The sequence below is a fragment of the Microbacterium sp. LWO14-1.2 genome (genome assembly GCF_038397715.1).
Taxonomy (GTDB): Bacteria; Actinomycetota; Actinomycetes; order Actinomycetales; family Microbacteriaceae; genus Microbacterium.
On the sequence record NZ_CP151633.1, the window covers coordinates 690,560 to 708,043 of the forward strand.

At 70.0% G+C, this 17,484-nt stretch carries 17 protein-coding genes and 1 tRNA gene; 8 read left to right on the forward strand and 10 right to left on the reverse strand.

The features are described from left to right. Position 1: 1 nt before the first annotated feature. On the forward strand, positions 2 to 691 hold the full coding sequence (locus MRBLWO14_RS03405; RefSeq protein ID WP_341935063.1) for a carbonic anhydrase: 690 nt from the start codon (positions 2 to 4) through the stop codon (positions 689 to 691). Continuing rightward, a complete protein-coding gene (locus tag MRBLWO14_RS03410) occupies positions 688 to 2,100 on the forward strand; it encodes a class II fumarate hydratase (protein WP_341935064.1) in 1,413 nt (470 codons plus the stop codon). Before MRBLWO14_RS03405 ends, MRBLWO14_RS03410 begins: the two co-directional genes overlap by 4 nt. 71 nt (positions 2,101 to 2,171) lie before the next feature. Here MRBLWO14_RS03410 and MRBLWO14_RS03415 read toward each other — a convergent pair whose 3' ends face one another. Further along, positions 2,172 to 3,458 (reverse strand): PhoH family protein, encoded by a 1,287-nt coding sequence (locus tag MRBLWO14_RS03415; RefSeq protein WP_341936152.1) that lies wholly within the window; start codon positions 3,456 to 3,458, stop codon positions 2,172 to 2,174. A gap of 299 nt (positions 3,459 to 3,757) precedes the next feature. Further along, positions 3,758 to 4,537, reverse strand: a complete 780-nt coding sequence (locus tag MRBLWO14_RS03420) for an isoprenyl transferase (RefSeq protein ID WP_341936153.1) — start codon at positions 4,535 to 4,537, stop codon at positions 3,758 to 3,760. 120 nt (positions 4,538 to 4,657) lie between these two features. On the opposite strand from MRBLWO14_RS03420, the gene MRBLWO14_RS03425 reads away from it, so the two are divergent. Beyond that, positions 4,658 to 5,386 carry a hemolysin III family protein gene (locus tag MRBLWO14_RS03425; RefSeq protein ID WP_341935065.1) on the forward strand — a complete coding sequence of 243 codons (729 nt, stop codon included), beginning with the start codon at positions 4,658 to 4,660 and terminating at the stop codon, positions 5,384 to 5,386. A 70-nt stretch (positions 5,387 to 5,456) separates the two neighbouring features. On the opposite strand, the gene MRBLWO14_RS03430 is transcribed toward MRBLWO14_RS03425, so the two are convergent. Next, positions 5,457 to 5,741, reverse strand: a complete 285-nt coding sequence (locus MRBLWO14_RS03430) for a hypothetical protein (RefSeq protein WP_341935066.1) — start codon at positions 5,739 to 5,741, stop codon at positions 5,457 to 5,459. Positions 5,742 to 5,810: 69 nt separating this feature from the next. On the opposite strand from MRBLWO14_RS03430, the gene MRBLWO14_RS03435 reads away from it, so the two are divergent. Together MRBLWO14_RS03435 and greA are read left to right on the forward strand one after the other, a co-directional pair. Then, a complete protein-coding gene (locus MRBLWO14_RS03435; protein ID WP_341935067.1) occupies positions 5,811 to 6,197 on the forward strand; it encodes a DUF4307 domain-containing protein in 387 nt (128 codons plus the stop codon). Between the two features lie 96 nt (positions 6,198 to 6,293). Further along, complete coding sequence (greA, locus tag MRBLWO14_RS03440) at positions 6,294 to 6,782, forward strand: transcription elongation factor GreA (protein WP_341935068.1); 489 nt, start codon at positions 6,294 to 6,296, stop codon at positions 6,780 to 6,782. Positions 6,783 to 6,918: 136 nt separating this feature from the next. On the opposite strand, the gene ilvA is transcribed toward greA, so the two are convergent. Both ilvA and MRBLWO14_RS03450 read right to left on the reverse strand, forming a co-directional pair. After that, a complete protein-coding gene (gene ilvA, locus MRBLWO14_RS03445; RefSeq protein WP_341935069.1) occupies positions 6,919 to 8,148 on the reverse strand; it encodes a threonine ammonia-lyase in 1,230 nt (409 codons plus the stop codon). Further along, positions 8,145 to 9,341, reverse strand: coding sequence for an AI-2E family transporter (locus MRBLWO14_RS03450; RefSeq protein ID WP_341935070.1), 1,197 nt, complete (start codon positions 9,339 to 9,341; stop codon positions 8,145 to 8,147). The genes ilvA and MRBLWO14_RS03450 overlap by 4 nt, the downstream gene beginning before the upstream one ends. Positions 9,342 to 9,549: 208 nt before the next feature. On the opposite strand from MRBLWO14_RS03450, the gene MRBLWO14_RS03455 reads away from it, so the two are divergent. Further along, the gene (locus MRBLWO14_RS03455; protein ID WP_341935071.1) at positions 9,550 to 10,896 is read left to right on the forward strand and encodes a crosslink repair DNA glycosylase YcaQ family protein; all 1,347 of its coding nucleotides are present in this window, start codon (positions 9,550 to 9,552) and stop codon (positions 10,894 to 10,896) included. Further along, positions 10,893 to 11,372 carry a hypothetical protein gene (locus tag MRBLWO14_RS03460; protein ID WP_341935072.1) on the forward strand — a complete coding sequence of 160 codons (480 nt, stop codon included), beginning with the start codon at positions 10,893 to 10,895 and terminating at the stop codon, positions 11,370 to 11,372. Before MRBLWO14_RS03455 ends, MRBLWO14_RS03460 begins: the two co-directional genes overlap by 4 nt. A gap of 42 nt (positions 11,373 to 11,414) precedes the next feature. Here the strand turns inward: MRBLWO14_RS03460 and MRBLWO14_RS03465 are convergent, their stop codons facing one another. The 3 genes from MRBLWO14_RS03465 to MRBLWO14_RS03475 form a co-directional block, all read right to left on the reverse strand. Beyond that, entirely contained in the window at positions 11,415 to 11,981 is a 567-nt protein-coding gene (locus MRBLWO14_RS03465) for a LemA family protein (RefSeq protein ID WP_050721493.1), read from the reverse strand. Between the two features lie 84 nt (positions 11,982 to 12,065). After that, entirely contained in the window at positions 12,066 to 13,379 is a 1,314-nt protein-coding gene (locus tag MRBLWO14_RS03470; RefSeq protein ID WP_341935073.1) for a D-arabinono-1,4-lactone oxidase, read from the reverse strand. After that, entirely contained in the window at positions 13,376 to 14,623 is a 1,248-nt protein-coding gene (locus MRBLWO14_RS03475; protein ID WP_341935074.1) for an alanine racemase, read from the reverse strand. Before MRBLWO14_RS03475 ends, MRBLWO14_RS03470 begins: the two co-directional genes overlap by 4 nt. 86 nt (positions 14,624 to 14,709) lie before the next feature. Between MRBLWO14_RS03475 and MRBLWO14_RS03480 the strand changes: the two genes are divergently transcribed. Next, positions 14,710 to 14,785 (forward strand) — tRNA-Leu (locus tag MRBLWO14_RS03480). Between the two features lie 11 nt (positions 14,786 to 14,796). On the opposite strand, the gene MRBLWO14_RS03485 is transcribed toward MRBLWO14_RS03480, so the two are convergent. Next, on the reverse strand, positions 14,797 to 15,603 hold the full coding sequence (locus MRBLWO14_RS03485; protein ID WP_341935075.1) for a cation-transporting ATPase: 807 nt from the start codon (positions 15,601 to 15,603) through the stop codon (positions 14,797 to 14,799). 279 nt (positions 15,604 to 15,882) lie between these two features. Next, a complete protein-coding gene (locus tag MRBLWO14_RS03490; protein ID WP_341935076.1) occupies positions 15,883 to 17,460 on the reverse strand; it encodes an FAD-dependent oxidoreductase in 1,578 nt (525 codons plus the stop codon). Positions 17,461 to 17,484: the final 24 nt, after the last annotated feature.

Below are 17,484 nucleotides of genomic sequence, written 5' to 3' on the forward strand. Positions count from 1 at the left end.
CATGACGCACCCGCTCACGCCCGCCGCCGCCTGGACGCAGATGCAGGAGGGGAACCGGCGATTCGTGAACGACGAGCCCCGTCACCCCAATCAGGATGTGGCGCGGCGCCGCGACCTCGAGGCCGCGCAGCACCCGGTGGCGACCCTCTTCGGGTGCTCCGACTCCCGCCTGGCCGCCGAGATCATCTTCGACCTCGGCCTCGGCGATCTCTTCGTCGTGCGCAACGCGGGTCAGGTGATCGGCGAGTCCATCGTCGCGAGCCTCGAGTACGCCGTCGCCGTGCTGGAGGTACCGCTGATCGTGGTGCTCGCGCATGACTCGTGCGGTGCTGTGCGCGCCGCGATCGACGGCACCGCGATCAACGCCGACCCGCTGCCTCCGCACATCTGGAAGCTCATCGCCCCGATCGTGCCCGCGGCCCGCAAGGTGCTCGCCGAGAGCGGCGGAACGACCGTCGACGAGATCGACGCCGAGCTCGTCGGGCGCGAGCACCTGCGCAACACGGTGGGCGACCTGCTGCAGTCGTCCGAGATCATCTCGAACGCCGTGGCCGAGGGGCGCCTGGGCATCGTGGGCGCCAACTACCGACTCGCAGAGGGCACCGCCGTGCCCGTCATCACCGTCGGCATCGAGACCGACGGAATCGAGACCGAGGGGCAGAGCCCCGCAACCAAGGAGGGTTCGGAATGACCGACCAGCGCAGCGACGACCAGTCGCAGTACCGCATCGAGCACGACACCATGGGCGAGGTGCGGGTGCCCGTGAACGCGCTCTACGGGGCGCAGACCCAGCGCGCGGTGGAGAACTTCCCGATCTCGGGCAAGGGCCTGGAGTCGGCGCAGATCGCCGCGCTCGCCCGCATCAAGAAGGCGGCGGCGCTCGCCAACAAGGAGCTCGGCACGCTCGACGGTGCGATCGCCGACGCCATCGCCCAGGCCGCCGACCAGGTCGCCGCTGGCACGCACGACGGAGAGTTCCCCGTCGACACGTACCAGACGGGCTCCGGTACGTCGTCGAACATGAACATGAACGAGGTGCTGGCCACGCTGGCCACCCGCATCCTCGGCGCGAACGTGCACCCGAACGACCACGTCAACGCCTCGCAGTCGTCGAACGACGTGTTCCCGACCTCCGTGCACATCGCGGTCACGCAGGCGCTCATCGACACGCTCATCCCGGCCCTCGACCACCTCGCCGTCGCCCTCGAGGCGAAGGCGGAGCTCTGGAAGGACGCCGTCAAGTCCGGTCGCACGCACCTCATGGACGCCACCCCGGTCACCCTGGGTCAGGAGTTCGGCGGGTACGCGCGTCAGATCCGCCTCGGCATCGAGCGCGTGCAGTCGGCGCTCCCCCGCGTCGCCGAGGTGCCGCTCGGCGGCACCGCCACCGGAACCGGCATCAACACCCCGCTCGGCTTCCCGCAGAAGGTCATCGAGCTGCTCGCAGCCGAGACCGAGCTGCCGATCACCGAGGCGAAGGACCACTTCGAGGCACAGGGCGCCCGTGACGGTCTCGTCGAGGCGTCCGGCGCACTGCGCACGATCGCGGTGTCGCTCACGAAGATCAACAACGACCTGCGCTGGATGGGCTCCGGCCCCAACACGGGTCTCGGCGAGCTGCACATCCCCGACCTGCAGCCGGGGTCGTCGATCATGCCGGGCAAGGTCAACCCCGTCGTGCCGGAGGCCGTGCTCATGGTGTGCGCGCGTGTGATCGGCAACGACGCGACGGTCGCCTGGGCCGGAGCATCCGGGTCCTTCGAGCTGAACGTCGCGATCCCCGTCATGGGTACGGCGCTGCTCGAGTCGATCCGTCTGCTCGCGAACGCCTCGCGCGTGCTCGCCGACAAGACCGTCGACGGCCTGCAGGCCAACCTCGAGCGCGCGGCCGCCTTCGCCGGCATGAGCCCGTCGATCGTGACGCCCCTGAACAAGCTGATCGGCTACGAGGCCGCGGCGAAGATCGCCAAGCACTCGGTCGCGAAGGGCATCACGGTCCGCGACGCCGTGATCGACCTCGGCTACGTGGAGCGCGGCGACCTCACCCTCGAGCAGCTCGACGAGAAGCTTGACCTGCTCTCGATGACCCACCCGGGCTGACCCGGGCCGTCCGGACAGGTGGATGCCGCAGGGACGCTCCCTGCGGCATCCACCTGTCCGTTCCCGTCTGTCTAGCTGAGCTCGCCGCCCTCCAGCAGCTCGGTGACGAGCGCGGCGATCGCCGAGCGCTCCGAGCGCATGAGCGTGACGTGGGCGAACAGGTCGTGCCCCTTCAGGGTCTCGATCACGCTGGCGATGCCGTCGTGGCGTCCGACCCGGAGGTTGTCGCGCTGGCCCACGTCGTGGGTGAGGATCACGCGCGAGTTCTGTCCCATCCGGCTCAGCACCGTGAGGAGCACGTTCCGTTCGAGCGACTGCGCCTCGTCGACGATCACGAAGGCGTCATGCAGCGAGCGTCCGCGGATGTGCGTGAGCGGCAGCACCTCCAGCAGCCCGCGCTCGACGACCTCTTCCATGACGTTGCCCGAGACGACCGATCCGAGCGTGTCGAACACGGCCTGGCCCCACGGTCCCATCTTCTCGCCCTGGTCTCCAGGCAGGTAGCCGAGCTCCTGGCCTCCGACGGCGAACAGCGGGCGGAAGACGATGATCTTCTTCTGCTGCTGCCGTTCGAGCACGGCCTCGAGACCCGCGCAGAGCGCGAGAGCGGACTTGCCCGTTCCCGCGCGTCCGCCGAGCGAGACGATGCCGACCTCCGGGTCGAGCAGCAGGTCGATCGCGATGCGCTGCTCGGCGGAGCGGCCGTGCATGCCGAAGATGTCGCGGTCACCGCGCACGAGGCGGTACTCGCCGTCCCCCGTGACGCGCCCCAGCGCCGAGCCGCGCTCGGAGTGGATGATCAGTCCCGTGTTCACGGGCAGGCCGCGGGCCTCCTCGCTGATCCCCACCTCGCTCTCGTACAGGTCGCTGATCTCGTCGCCCGACAGGTCGAGCGTGGTGATCCCCGTCCAGCCGGAGTCGACGGCCTGCTCGGCGAGGTACTCCTCGGCGCGCAGGCCCAGCGACGCGGCCTTCACGCGCATCGGCAGATCCTTCGAGACGATGGTGACGTCCTGCCCGTCCTGGGCGAGGTGCATCGCGACGGACAGGATCCGGCTGTCGTTGTCGCTGAGTCGGATGCCGGCGGGCAGCACGGAGGTGTCGGTGTTGGCGAGCTCGACGCGCAGCGTTCCCCCCTCCCCGACCTCGACCGGGAAGTCGAGGCGACCATGCTCGATGCGCAGGTCGTCGAGGTGGCGGAGGGCCTGGCGCGCGAAGTAGCCGATCTCGGGGTCGTGGCGCTTGCCCTCGAGCTCGGTGATGACGACGACCGGGAGGACGACGGAGTGCTCCGCGAAACGGAACAGGGCCTGCGGATCGCTCAGCAGGACCGAGGTGTCGAGCACGCAGGTGCGCAGGTCCTGATCAGGGACTGCGGACGTGGCCCGACTCGTCGTCTTACGGGTGGACTGCTGCGCGGTGCTGCTGGAGGACTGCTGCGCTGTACGTGAGGTCACGACCCACTCCCGACCCGGGGAATCCCGGCTATTCGAACGAGTCGACCAGGGGGTCACGAGTCGCGAACCTGAGGCCGACTCGACGGGCGCCTTGCCCGATGCCTAGAAGCTACGACCAGCCGCCGACATGTCGTCGGCTCGACACGCCAGCAATTCGTTACGTGTTGATGAACGGATCCGCGCCGCTCGCGGTCGGCGGGTCAGCGGCCGAATCGGCGGTCGCGGTCGGCGTAGTCGCGGATGGCGCGGATGAAGTCCACCTGCCGCAGATCCGGGCCGAGCGCCTCGACGAAGTAGAACTCGCTGTGGGCGCTCTGCCACAGCAGGAAGTCGCTGAGCCGCTGTTCGCCGCTCGTGCGGATGACCAGGTCGGGATCGGGCTGTCCGCCCGTGTAGAGGTGCTCCCCGATCATCTCCGGCGTGAGGTGGGCAGCGAGGTCTTCGATCGTCCCGCCGGACGCCTGATGCGCCGTGACGATGCTGCGCACCGCGTCGACGATCTCGTTGCGTCCGCCGTAGCCGACCGCGAGGTTGACGTGCATACCGGTGTGATCCTTCGTGCGCTCCTGCGCATCGTCGAGCACGCGCGCGAGCTCCGGCGGGAGGATGTCGGAGCGTCCGACGTGCTTGACGCGCCAGTTGCCCTCCTGCGACAGTGCCTCGGCGAGCTCCGCGATGATCTCGATGAGGTCGGCGAGCTCCGCGGAGTCACGCTTGCGCAGGTTGTCGCTCGACAGCAGGTAGAGCGACACGACCCGGATGCCCAGCTCGTCGCACCAGCCGAGGAACTCGCGCATCTTGGCGGCGCCGGCACGGTGCCCCTCCGCAGGGGTGTCGTAGCCGAGCTGCCGTGCCCATCGACGGTTGCCGTCGATCATCATGGCGACGTGATGCGGAACGGACGCCGGATCGATGTGGCGGCGCAGCCGGCTGGTGTAGAGGCGGTACAGCGGCCCCCGCCCCTGACCATCACGTGACATCACCTCCCTACGCTATCGTGCGGGGCTCGGTAAAGCCCGGGAGCGAGCGTCGACGTCGCCTTCGGAGTGCTCTCAGGTTATGTACGCCTGGTGGAATGGCACCCCGCCTAGAGTGAGCACGTGAGCACTCCCGACGCCTCCGCCCCCGATCTTCCCCAGCTGCCGCTGCTCGAAGAGGCGGCCGATGACGCGCACGTCGAGATCAAGCCCACGTGGCGCGGCTGGATCCATGCCGGGACATTCCCCGTCGCGATCGCCGCCGGGATCGTCCTGATCGTCTTCGCCCAGGGCGGTGCCGCGAAGTGGGCCGCCGCCGTCTTCATGGCCTCGTCGCTGCTGCTGTTCGGCAACTCCGCCGTCTACCACCGCTTCAACTGGGGCTCCACGGTCAAGGTCGTCCTCAAGCGCATCGATCACGCGAACATCCTGCTGCTCATCGCCGGCACGTACACTCCCCTCGCCGTACTAGCGCTGCCGCCCGAGAAGGGGATGCTGCTGCTCATCCTCGTGTGGAGCGGGGCGCTGCTCGGCATCCTGTTCCGGGTGTTCTGGATCAACGCGCCGCGCTGGCTGTACGTCGCCCTGTACCTGCTGCTCGGCTGGGCGGCCGTGATGTACATCGTCGATCTGCTGAACGCCAACGTCGCGATGATGGTGCTCGTCATCGTCGGCGGACTGCTCTACACGGGCGGCGCCGTGGTCTACGCGCTGAAGAAGCCGAACCCGTGGCCGGGCCACTTCGGGTTCCACGAGATCTTCCACGTGTGCACCGTGCTGGCGTTCCTGTGCCACTGGACGGCGTGCCTGCTCATCGCTCTCGAGCCGCTGTCGCCCTCGCTGGGCGCCTGACCGCGCGGCTGCGCGCCGCGAGGCCGGTCGTCGGGCGCCGGCCGTCCGGGACGGGCCGTGGGGTCGTGCGTCAGCGCTTCTCCGGGTCGTCGTCGCCCTCGCGCACGATCGGCTCGTCGGCATCCGTCTCCGTCGCCTCGTCCGCCGCGCGTGCGGCCTCCTCGGCATCCAGCTCCTCGCGGACCTCTTCGCGATAGCGCACGCGACGGATCCGGCGATTCATGTCGAGGATCAGCAGGATCACGGCGACGAGCAGGATCACCACGGCGGCGAAGCCGACGAATCCGGGGGTGACCGACTCGGGCGCCACCGTCATCGACGGTGTCGGCATCGGGGTCTCGGTCAGAGCGAGCATGGAGTCTGCCTTTCCTGCGCAGGTCGCATAACCTGGAGTTACCAGCCTAACGACCGGAAGACCCGCCCCGTGACGACCGCACAGCAGCTCGACGACCGCTATGGACGTACCCGCAGACGGAAAGCGCCGTGGATCGTGCTCATCTCCGTGGCCGTGCTCCTCGTCGGGGCCTTCGGCTGGTCGGTCGTGACGGAGCAGATGAACAACGTCGACTCGGACGATCTGGGTTTCGACCTCGTCGACGAGCACACGGTCGACGTGCGCTTCCAGATCACCGGCGCGCAGGGCAAGGACGTCGTGTGCGTCGTCGAGGCGCTCGACGAGGAGTTCGGCGTGGTCGGCTGGAAGGTCGTCGAGATCCCGGCATCCGACTCCCACGCCCAGGCGCTGTCGACCACCGTGCCCACCGTCGCGGAGGCGACGACGGGTTTGGTGAACAGCTGCTGGGTCGCCTAGACTCAGGGCAGACAGACGACGCCCTGGCACCGTGCCGGGGCGTCTTGGCATATCCCCCGCAGGACGTCGGCGGATACCGAATGAAGGAGCTTCGTCATGTCTACTGACGCTCAGGTTCCCTTCCTCACGCAGGAAGCCTACGACCGGCTCGTCGCCGAGCTGGAGCACCTGTCGACGACGGGTCGCGAGGAGATCGCCAAGCGCATCGAGGCCGCCCGCGAAGAGGGCGACCTCAAGGAGAACGGCGGCTACCACGCCGCGAAGGACGAGCAGGGCAAGCAGGAGGCCCGCATCCGCACCCTCGAGGGTTTGCTGAAGACCGCGAAGGTCGGCGAGGCTCCGCCCAGCCGCGGCATCGTCGAGCCGGGCACGGTCGTCACGGCCGTCGTCGCGGGCGGCGAAGAGGTCTTCCTGCTCGGCAGCCGCGAGATCGCGGCCGGCAGCGACCTCGACGTCTACAGCGAGGCGAGCCCGCTCGGCCAGGCCATCCTCGGACTCAAGGTCGGCGAGAAGTCGTCGTACGAGGCGCCGAACGGCCGCTCGATCTCGGTCGAGATCGTCAACGTCGAGACCTACACCGGCTGACCGGTGACATCACGAAGGCCCCGTCCGTTCGGACGGGGCCTTCGTCGTGTGCGCACCCGGGTGGCGGCCGTCACGTTCGGTTGGCACCTGACGCGGCTCTTCTGCGCGCATCGCGGCATCAGGTGCCTACGAAGGATCAGTCGGGCACCACCATCGGCACGAACCCCTCGCGCCGCAACGTCTCGAGCGTGAAGTCGGAGTGCTCCGGTCCGCGCGTCTCGACGCTGAGCTCCAGGATGACGTCGTTGATCTGCAGCCCGTGACCGTGGCGGGTGTGCATGGCCTCGATGACGTTGGCTCCCGCCTCGGCGATGAGCTCCGACACCCGCGCGAGCTGGCCGGGGCGGTCGGGCAGCGGGATGCGGATGGTGAGGTAGCGGCCGGAGGCGGCGAGTCCGTGCGACACGACGCGCTGCAGCAGCAGCGGGTCGATGTTGCCTCCCGACAGCACCGCCATCGTCGTGCCCGACGACTGCACCTTCCCCGCGAGGATCGCGGCGACGCCCGCTGCGCCCGCCGGCTCGGCGACGACCCTGGTCTGCTCGAGCAGGATGAGGATCGCTCGCGCCAGATCGTCGTCGGAGACGGTGACGACCTCGTCGACGAGATCCTTGATGATGTCGAAGGGGATCGCTCCGGGGCGCGCGACGAGGATGCCGTCGGCGATGGTGGGTCGCGTCTCGATGTCGACGGGACGCCCCGCTTCGAGAGACGGAAGCATGGCAGCGGCGTTCTCGGCCTGCACGCCGACGATGCGGATCGACCTGCCGCGTTCGGCGGCGCGCAGCTTGGCGGCGGCCGCGACGCCGGCGATGAGGCCGCCGCCGCCGATGCCGAGCACGATCGTGTCGACTTCGGGGGCGTCGTCGAGAAGCTCGAGACCGAGCGTGCCCTGACCGATCACGATGTCGCGGTGGTCGAACGGGTGGATGAGCACGGCACCGGTGCGCTCGGCGAACTCGGCGGCCAGTCGCAGCGAGGTCGCGACGGTCTCGCCCTCGAGCACCACCTCCGCTCCGTAGTTGCGGGTCGCGAGGAGCTTCGGCACCGGGACGCCGATCGGCATGAAGATGGTCGCGGGGATGCCGAGCGCCTGCGCGGCGAGGGCGACGCCCTGCGCATGGTTGCCGGCCGACGCCGCCACGACGCCGCGTGCGCGCTCCTCGGCGCTGAGCCGCGACAGACGGTAGGCGGCGCCGCGGATCTTGAAGGATCCGGTACGCTGCAGGTTCTCCATCTTGAGCATCACGGGCGAGCCGAGGACATCGGTCAGCGCGCGCGACGGCAGGGTCGGCGTGTGCATGATCACCTCAGCCAGACTCTGAGCGGCGTGCTCGAACTCGGTCAGGCTGGGGACTGCGCTCATCGATTCCTCCGTGTCCGCTCGCGCGGGACTGTGCTCCAGATCAGGTCGGCGTCCGGTTGGTCGCCCGTGCGCCAGGACCCTGTGCTGATGGTGACCGCGGCGACGTTGACGAAGGCCGCGAGGGGCACCGCGAACAGCGCCCCGGGGATGCCGCCGACCATCGAGCCGCCGGCCACGACGAGCACCACGGCGAGCGGGTGCACCTTGACGGCGGATCCCATCATGATCGGCTGCAGGATGTGTCCCTCGAGCTGCTGCACTGCGAGCACGACACCGAGCATCGCGAGGGCGATCCAGGGGCCGTTGTAGACGAGGGCGAGCAGCACGGCGATCGCGCCGGTGACGACGGCGCCGACGATCGGCACGAACGAACCGAGGAAGACGAGGACGGCGACGGGGATCGCGAGCGGGACGCCGAGTAGGGCCGCGCCGACCCCGATGCCGACGGCGTCGATCGCGGCGACGAAGAGCTGCGTGCGCGCGTAGTTGACGAGGGTCGCGAATCCGTTGGTCGCCGCGGCGTCCGCCGCGGGGCGAGCTGCACGCGGGAACAGGCGCAGCGTCCACCGCCAGATCCGGCCGCCGTCGGCGAGAAGGCAGATGAGGATGAAGAGGGCCAGCACCGCGCCGGTGACGACGTGCGCCGCGGTGGTGCCGACAGCGAGAGCGCCGTTCAACAGGGTTTGCGCCTGCTCGTTGACGATCTGCAGGCCCTGATCGATGTAGCCCTGGATCTGCGCCTCGCTGAGGTGCAACGGCCCGTCGAGCAGGAACTGGCGGAACTGCTCGATCGCGTCGGCACTGCGCTTCTGCACGTCGGGGAGCTGCTGACGCACCTGCCACACGACGAGCCACATCAGCACCGAGACGATCGCGATGGTTCCGATGAGGGAGATGGCGACGGCAGCCCACCGCGGGAACCGGTGGCGCAGCATCCACTGGAAGGCCGGCCACAGCAGCGCGGTGATGAGGATGCTGACCATGAGCGGGATCACGAGAAGCTTGAGCTGGATGACGATCCAGATGAACCCGGCGACCACGGCCGCGATGAGGAGCAGGCGCCAGGCGTAGGCGGCGCTGATGCGCAGACCGCGCGGAACCGCCTCGTCGGCCGGTGTCGTGACCGTGCGGTCGGTCGAGATCGGGCGCGGCCGGAAGAGGTCTCTCAGCCGAGGACGCTGCTCTTCGCTCATCGCCCAAGTCTACGGCGCTCGACCCCGCTCCCCCGACGCGGAGCGGCAAGATGACGCGGTGTGGATCGGCGAGATGACGCGGTGCGGATCGGGGCGCAGATGCGATGCGGATCGGGGCGCAGATGCGGTGCGGATCGGGACGCAGATGCGATGCGGATCGGGTCGGCGGCAGCGCCCCGATGTCGGCGACCCTGGCTACGCTGGCCGGGTGACCGACACTCTCAGCTCCGCGCAGGCACGCCGCATGGCGCTCGCGGCCCAGGGCTTCTCCCGCGCCCGGCCGACGACGGCTCCGACGACGCGGCACATCCATCGGGTCATGGACCGTCTCGGCGTTCTGCAAATCGACTCGGTCAACGTGTTCGCGAGGTCGCACTACCTGCCGCTCTTCTCGCGTCTCGGGAGCTACGATCCCGCACTCCTCGACCGGGTCTTCCTCTCGCGCACGACGCACTACGTCGAGTACCTCGCCCACGAGGCCACGTTCATCCCCGTCGAGGACTGGCCGCTGTGGCGCTTCCGCATGGAGAGGTTCCGACGCCGCGGTGCGGACCCGGACTCGTGGGCGAGCCAGAACGCCCAGACCCTCTCCTGGGTCCTCGACGAGCTGCGTGCGCAGGGACCGTTGCGGCCGGCCGACCTGCGCGCCGATGCGCCCCGCGAACGCGGCACGTGGTGGGACTGGGACGACGTGAAGCTGGCGCTGGAGCATCTCTGGCGCACCGGAGACGTCGCGATCAGCGGAAGGAAGGGCTTCGAGCGCAGCTACGCGCTGGCCGAGCACGTCATCCCCGACCACGTCCGTTCGCGCGAGGTCTCGTACGACGACTCCATCCGGGAGCTGATCCGGCGTGCGGCTCGCTCGTCGGGCGTCGCCACGATGGCCGATCTCGCCGACTACTACCGGATCCGCGACCGCGCGACGATCTCGCGCGCCGTGGCCGACCTCGTCGACGAGGGCGAACTCGCGCCCGTCCGAGTGCGCGGATGGGAGCGCAACGGCCGTCCTCTCGCCGCATGGCGGCACCGCGATGCCGTGCTGCCGCGCCGGATCGACGCGGCAGCGCTGCTCACGCCGTTCGACCCGGTGGTGTGGTTCCGCGACCGCGCGCTCCGCGCCTTCGACCTCGACTACCGCATCGAGATCTACGTCCCCGCGGCGAAGCGCCGCTACGGCTACTACTCGCTCCCCGTACTGGTCGGCGACCGGGTGGTGGCCCGCGTCGACCTGAAGGCCGAGCGGGCGACGTCCACTCTGCAGGTGCAGTCGGCGTGGTGGGAGCCGCAGGCGGATGCCGGTGCAGACGCCGAGCGCATCGCGAGCGAACTCGCGCTCGCTGCGACGTGGCAGGGCCTCGAGCACGTGTCGGTCTCGGGCTGGGGAACCGCCGCCGACGGCCTGCACCGCGCCCTCAGCGCCCTGCCTGCCGCGTCGGTGCGCCGACACGTGCATGCGAGGGAGACCGGCGAGCCCGGCGAACCCGAGGAGCCCGGCGAGCTCGGCGGACACGAGGAGAGCGGGAAACCCGAGGAGCTCGAGGAGGCGACGCGGTGACGCGACGCACGCGGTGGCTCCTCGGCGGCGGGGCGATGATCGTCGTGGTCCTCGCGATCGCCGCGATCGTGTGGTCGACATCGGGTCGCACGCCGGAGGCGTCATCGAGTCCGCCCCCGTCGCCGACCGCCACTGTCGATCTGCTCGCCGCGGCTCAAGCAGAGCTCGAGGAGCATCTCGAGCAGTGCACGGCGGCGGGCGCGCCGAACGGCGTGGTCCCCGACGCGTGCGGGATCCGCATCCCGTGGGGAACCGAGTTCGCGGTGGTGGCGGACGCTCGGTTCCGCATCGAGCGGATGCCCCAGGTCGCCCTCAGCGACGACGGCTTCGTGGCGGAGGGTGGCGAGCTCGTCGCCACGGTGACGGGAACGGGTCAGGACGGTGCTCCACGCACCGAGACCTACCGCACGGACGACTGGTCGCTGCGCGGCGACATCGCGCGCACGACGACGGGCATCGACCTCACTGCGTGGTGACGTCGTTGCCCGTAGTGGCGTCGTCGTTCGCTGCGCGGAGCGTCAGAACTGCACGCGAGGCGGCTCGGAGATCGCGCCGCTGTCGGCCACCTCGAAGAACTCGCGCTCGGTGAAGCCGAGCCCCTTGGCAAAGAGGTTGTTGGGGAAGACCTTGATCTTCGTGTTCAGCTCGCGCACACCGCCGTTGTAGAAGCGGCGGGCGGCCTGGATCTTGTCCTCGGTGTCGACGAGCGCCTGCTGCACCTGCAGGAAGTTCTGGCTCGCCTGCAGCTGCGGGTACGCCTCGGCCACCGCGAACAGGCTGCGCAGCGCCTGCTGCAGGTGCCCCTCGGCGATGCCCGCCTCGCCCGGCCCGCTTGCCGACAGCGTCTCGGCGCGAGCACGCGTGACGTTCTCGAACACGGCCTTCTCATGGGAGGCGTAGCCCTTGACCGTCTCGATGAGGTTCGGGATCAGGTCGGCTCGTCGCTTGAGCTGCACGGTGATGCCGCTCCAGGCCTCGTCGACGCGGACGTTGAGCTGCACCAGCGAGTTGTACGTCGCCCACAGGTAGATGCCGACGAGCAGGATCACTCCGACGACGATCAGTACCGGCACGAGCCATTCCATCAGAGGCCCACCCTTCCTCGTGTTTGTCTCATCCTATCGGCGCAGTCTGCGCGTCGACTGGGTGCATGACCACGACACGGCGGGTCAGGCGCCGAGCACGCGGTCGAGGTACCGGTTGGTGAAGCGGCGCTCGGGGTCGAGGCGGTCGCGGAGCGCCACGAAGTCGTCGAACCGCGGGTAGCGTTCGCGCAACTGCTCCGCGGTCAGCGTGTGCAGCTTGCCCCAGTGCGGCCTGCCGCCGTGGTCGAGCATGATCCGCTCGACGGCCTCGAAGTACTCGGTGGGGTCGGCCCGCCAGTAGCGGTGCACGGCGATGTATCCGCTCGCACGTCCGTGTGCTGTCGACAGCCACCGGTCGTCGGCGGCGGCGAACCGCACCTCGATGGGGAACTCGATGCGCCAGCCTCGCTGCGCGATCAGCGCACGCACGGCGTGGAACGCGGGCACGACGTTCTCGGCCGGCAGCGCGTACTCCATCTCGCGGAAGCGCACGGTGCGGCTCTGCGTCAGCACACGGTGCGACAGGTCCGTGTACTCGCGGTCGCCCGTGACCTTCACAGCGAGGCGGCTGAACGGCGGCGTGATCGCCGGGACGGCCTGCCCCGCAGCGCACGCGACCCGGTAGACGCCGTTGGACAGGAGCGTCTCGTCGACCCACTTCCCCACGCGCGGCAGCGGCTGACGCCGCGCCGATTCCGGCAGCCGGGTCTGCTGCTTGGTCAGGGCGACCTCGGTGTGCGGGAACCAGTAGAACTCGAAGTGATCGGATGCCGCGACGCGCTCATCGAGGGTGTCGAGCACGTCGGCGAGCGGCGCCGGCCTGTCGACGGCCTGCAGAACGAAAGCCGGGACGCACTGGAGCGTGACCTCGACGATGATGCCGAGCGCCCCGAGACCGAGCGCGACGGCGGGGAGCAACTCCGGCTGGTGCTCCTCGTCGATCCGCAGGAACTCTCCTTCCGCGGTGACGAGGGTGATGCCGACCACCTGGGTCGCGAGCCCGCCGAACGCCGCGCCCGTGCCGTGCGTGCCGGTCGAGATCGCCCCGGCGATCGATTGACGGTCGATGTCACCGAGATTCTGCATCGCGAGGCCGTGCGCCGCGAGCAGCCGAGGGACACGGTGCAGGCGCGTGCCGGCGAGCAGCGTGACACGCCCCGTTGCGGCATCCGCCGAGACCAGACCCTGCAGGTCGTCGAGTTCCAGGAGCACACCGGGCGCGATCGCGATGCCCGTGAAGCTGTGACCCGCGCCGACCGCTTTGATGCTCAGCCGTTGCGCGACGGCGGCCTTGACCGCGCGCTGCACGCCCTCCGGACTGCGCGGACGTTCGACGCGCAGCGGAGCGACCTGCGCCGAGCGCCCCCAGTTCTGCCAGGTGCCGCCGATGCGGGTCACAGGAACGCCTTCCCCTCGCCGCGGTAGGTGGGCAGTTCGTCCACGACCTCGTCCCCCGACACCAGGTGGTAGCTGTCGATGCGTTCGGCCGGTTCGCCGCTCTTCGCGTGACGGAACCACACGCGGTCGCCGACGCCGAGCTGCGCGGCCTTGGGCCCCTGCAGCGGCGTCTGCACCTCTCCCGCTGCCTCGCGCGAGAGGGTGCGCAGTCCGTCGGGCCAGACCGGACGGGGCTGTCGCGAAGCGACGGCCGGGCCCGAGGCGATCCACCCGCCGCCGAGCACGGTCGCGATGTCGGCGGCGGGGCGGCGAACGACATCGAACGCGAAGGCCGCCGCGGGAGCGGGACGGAAGGACCGATAGCCGTCGAAGAGATGACCGCCGAGCAGTCCGCTCCCCGCACTCGCCTCGGTGAGTGACTCGTCGCTGCCCGTGAACTCCAGCGATCCGGTGCCGCCGCCGTTGAGGAACTCGAGGGGCGCGATGCCGGTGAGAGCGCCGACGATCTGCGCCCGGCGGTCGCGCAGCTCGGCCCGCGAGCGCGCCTGCACGAGGCGGATGACGGGGGCGTCGGCTCCGGCGCTGTCACCCTGTCCTGCGATCTGCGCCTCGTACATCTGCAGGCCGACGAGGCGGAAGCCGGGGCGGCGCACGATCGCACGCGCGAAGGCCGCGACCTCGCCTGCGGTGAAGAGTGCGGAGCGACGGACGCCGATGTGCCCGAGCGTCGCGGACCGGAGCGAGGCGTCGGCGTCGATCGCGACACGGATCTCCGGCCGGCGCTCCGGCGGGGCGACGCTGTCGATGAGATCGAGGTGCGCAGGGTCGTCGACCATGAGCGTGATGCGCTGCACTGCCTGCTCCGATGCGAAGAGCTCAGCGAGAGCGGAGCGATCGACCGTCGGGTAACCGATCACGATGTCGTCGTGCGTCTCGGCGAGCCAGAGCGCCTCCGGCAGGGTGAAGGCGAGGATGCCGCGATAGCCGGGCAGCTGCAGCACGGCGTCGAGCACGGCGCGCACACGCACGGACTTCGACGCCACGCGGATGGGGAGCCCTCCGGCCCGCACCAGCATGTCGAGCGCGTTGTGGCGGAGTGCCTCGCGATCGATCACGGCGACGGGCGCGGGGAGGTGACCCGTGGCCGCGGAGAGGCGCGGCCAGTACCGCGCGGGGTCGTGCCATTCGGGGGCGACCGGGGACTGCTCCGATGCGGGGCTCAGGTCGGCGGTGAGGTCGAGCACTCCCCCACCATACGACCTGGACGGACTCGGATTCACCCTTTGCGGGACCGGGTCGCAGACGATTCCGGCACTAGGCTGGCGGTCGTGCCCCCGTAGCCCAATGGCAGAGGCAGGCGACTTAAAATCGCTTCAGTCTGGGTTCGAGTCCCAGCGGGGGCACCACCGCGCACCGATCAGCGCCCGAACAGGTCGCCGATGCCGGGGATGCCGAGATCGCCGAGCTTCTGACCCCATTCGCCAGCGGTGTCGCCGAGACCCGACACGGTGTCGCCGAGACCAGACACGGTGTCACCCGCGGATCCCAGGACGCCCTCCGCCGCGCCGGCCAGTTCCTCGGTGCCGAGCCCGCCCGCGATCGCCTCGAGATCGATGCCCTGCGCCAGGGCGTCGAAGTCCACCCCGAGACCGGCCGCCTGCTCGAGCAGCGGGGCGGCGACCGCGCTGCCGATCGCTCCGACGGCCACGACGCCCAGGGCTCCGACCGCGGCGCCGCCCACCACTCCGGCGGCGCCGAAGCCGCCGACGCGCGACAGCAGTCCGCGCATCCGCCCGGGGCGCGCTGCCTCGGTGCGCCCTGCCGCGCGGGCCAGGTCGTCGGGTGATGCGGATGCCGGACGCTCGCCGGGTGCGAGCTCGGCCGTCATCCGCTGCTGGACCTGGGCGCGCTGCTCCGGCGTCAGCCGCGCGAATGCCTCGCGGTGGATCTGCTCGACGCGATGCGGATCGGCGGTCTGCAGGAGGTAGTCGTAGCGTGCGATGGCCGCGCGATCAGCATCCGTTCCGCCCCTGGTGCCGATGGAAGGCGGCGCGTACCCCGCGTGCGGGGCGGGAGGCGTGTACGGGTCGCGAGGCGAGGGCGGCGCGTAGGGCTGTGACGTGCGGGACTGGTGCGGCGCGCGCGAGATGGACGCGCGGTTGCCGGTGCCGTCGAGGTCGAGCGCTTTCGCGGCCATTCCGAGCAGGCGGTTCAGCTTTCCCATGGTGGCGGTTCCTTCGTGTGACGAGCGGACCGCCCGGAACCGGTGACGAGGATCCATGGCCGTCCGCGCTGATACGGACGCCCGGTCTCCTCCACCCTCGCGGGCCGATGGGCCGGGACACGATCTCATGTCCGTAATGACGACGCCACCGCAGATGGGAGTACTCCCCTTGCAGGCCCCACGCTAACGAGTGCGCCTATGAGCCGGGTGCGAGTGGGAGTGCGCCGGAGACGACGAACGCCCCGACTCCGTGAGGAATCGGGGCGTTCGTCGAGCGGATTACTTGGCGGCGGCCGTCTCGGCCGGCTTCTCCGCAGGAGCCTTCTTGGCGGCCGGCTTCTTCGCCGCGGGCTTCTTGGCCGGAGCCTTCGCCGCCGACGTCTCGGAAGCGGGCGTCTCGGCGGGAGCGTCGTCGGTCACCGGCTCGTCGGCATCCGGCGTCTTCTCGGCGGCGGCGATGGTCGTCGCCGGCTCCGAGGAGTGGGACCCGGGCAGTGCCGGAGCGGCCGGAGCGGCGGGCGCCGGAGCGTCGGCGGCCGGACGCGGGCGAGCGGCGAACTCCTCGAACACGTAACGCGGGTTCTGCACCGTCTGCAGGTTGACGAGGTCGCGGCCGAGCCACAGGTTGTTCCACCAGCCCCACAGCACGCGCCACTTGCGCTCCCACGTCGGCATCGCGAGACCGTGGTACCCGCGGTGCGCGAGCCAGGCGATGAAGCCCTTGAGCGCGATCTTGCCGGACTGGAAGACACCGTTGTAGAGGCCGAGGCCCGCGACGGCGCCGAGGTTCTTGTGGAAGTACTCCTTGGGAGCCTCACCGCGGAGCACCGCGACGAGGTTCTTCGCGAGCAGCTTCGCCTGACGCACGGCGTGCTGCGCGTTCGGCACGCAGAAGCCGCCGACACCGCCGCCCGAGAGGTCGGGGACGGCCGAGACGTCACCGGCGGCCCAGGCGCCCTCGACGAAGGCCTCGGGCGTGCCGACGCGCAGGTCGGCGCGGGTCTGGATGCGACCGCGCTCCTCGACCGGCAGGTCGCCGCCGCGCACGACGGTCGGGTTCGCCATGACGCCGGCGGTCCAGACGATCAGGTCGGTTGGGATGACCTCGCCGGTCGACAGTTCGACGTTGCCGTCGACCGCGCTCGTGAGCTGCGTGTCGAGGTGCACGTTGGCGCCGCGCTTGGCGAGGTCCTTCAGCACCCACTCGCTCGTCTTGAGCGAGACCTCGGGCATGATGCGGCCCATCGCCTCGATCAGGTGGAAGTGCGTGTCGTCGAACGTCAGCTGCGGGTACTTGCCCACCAGCGACGAGGCGAGCGAGCGGAGCTCGGCGAACACCTCGATGCCCGCGAAGCCGCCACCCACGACGACGACGGTCAGCAGACGGTCGCGCTCGGGGCCGGCCGGCAGCGAGGCCGCCTTGTCGAAGTTCGACATCAGGCGGTCGCGGATCGCGACGGCCTCTTCGATGGTCTTGAGGCCGATCGCGTTGTCGGCGATGCCCGGGATCGGGAACGTGCGCGAGACGGCGCCGGCCGTGACGACGATCTGGTCGTAGGCGAACTCGTACGGCTCGCCCAGCGGCGGCGTGATGGTCGCCGTCTTCTCGGCGTGGTTGATGTTCGTCACCTTGGCGGTGAGCACGTGCGTGCGCTTGAGGTGACGACGGTGGGCGACCACCGAATGGCGGGCTTCGATCGAGCCGGCGGCCACCTCGGGGAGGAACGGCTGGTACGTCATGTACGGCAGCGGGTCGACCATGGTGACGTCTGCTTCACCCTTGCGAAGGTGCTTCTCGAGCTTCCACGCGGTGTAGAAGCCTGCGTAGCCTCCACCGACGATCAGAATCTTGGGCACAGTGCTGTTCTGAGGCACGGGGGA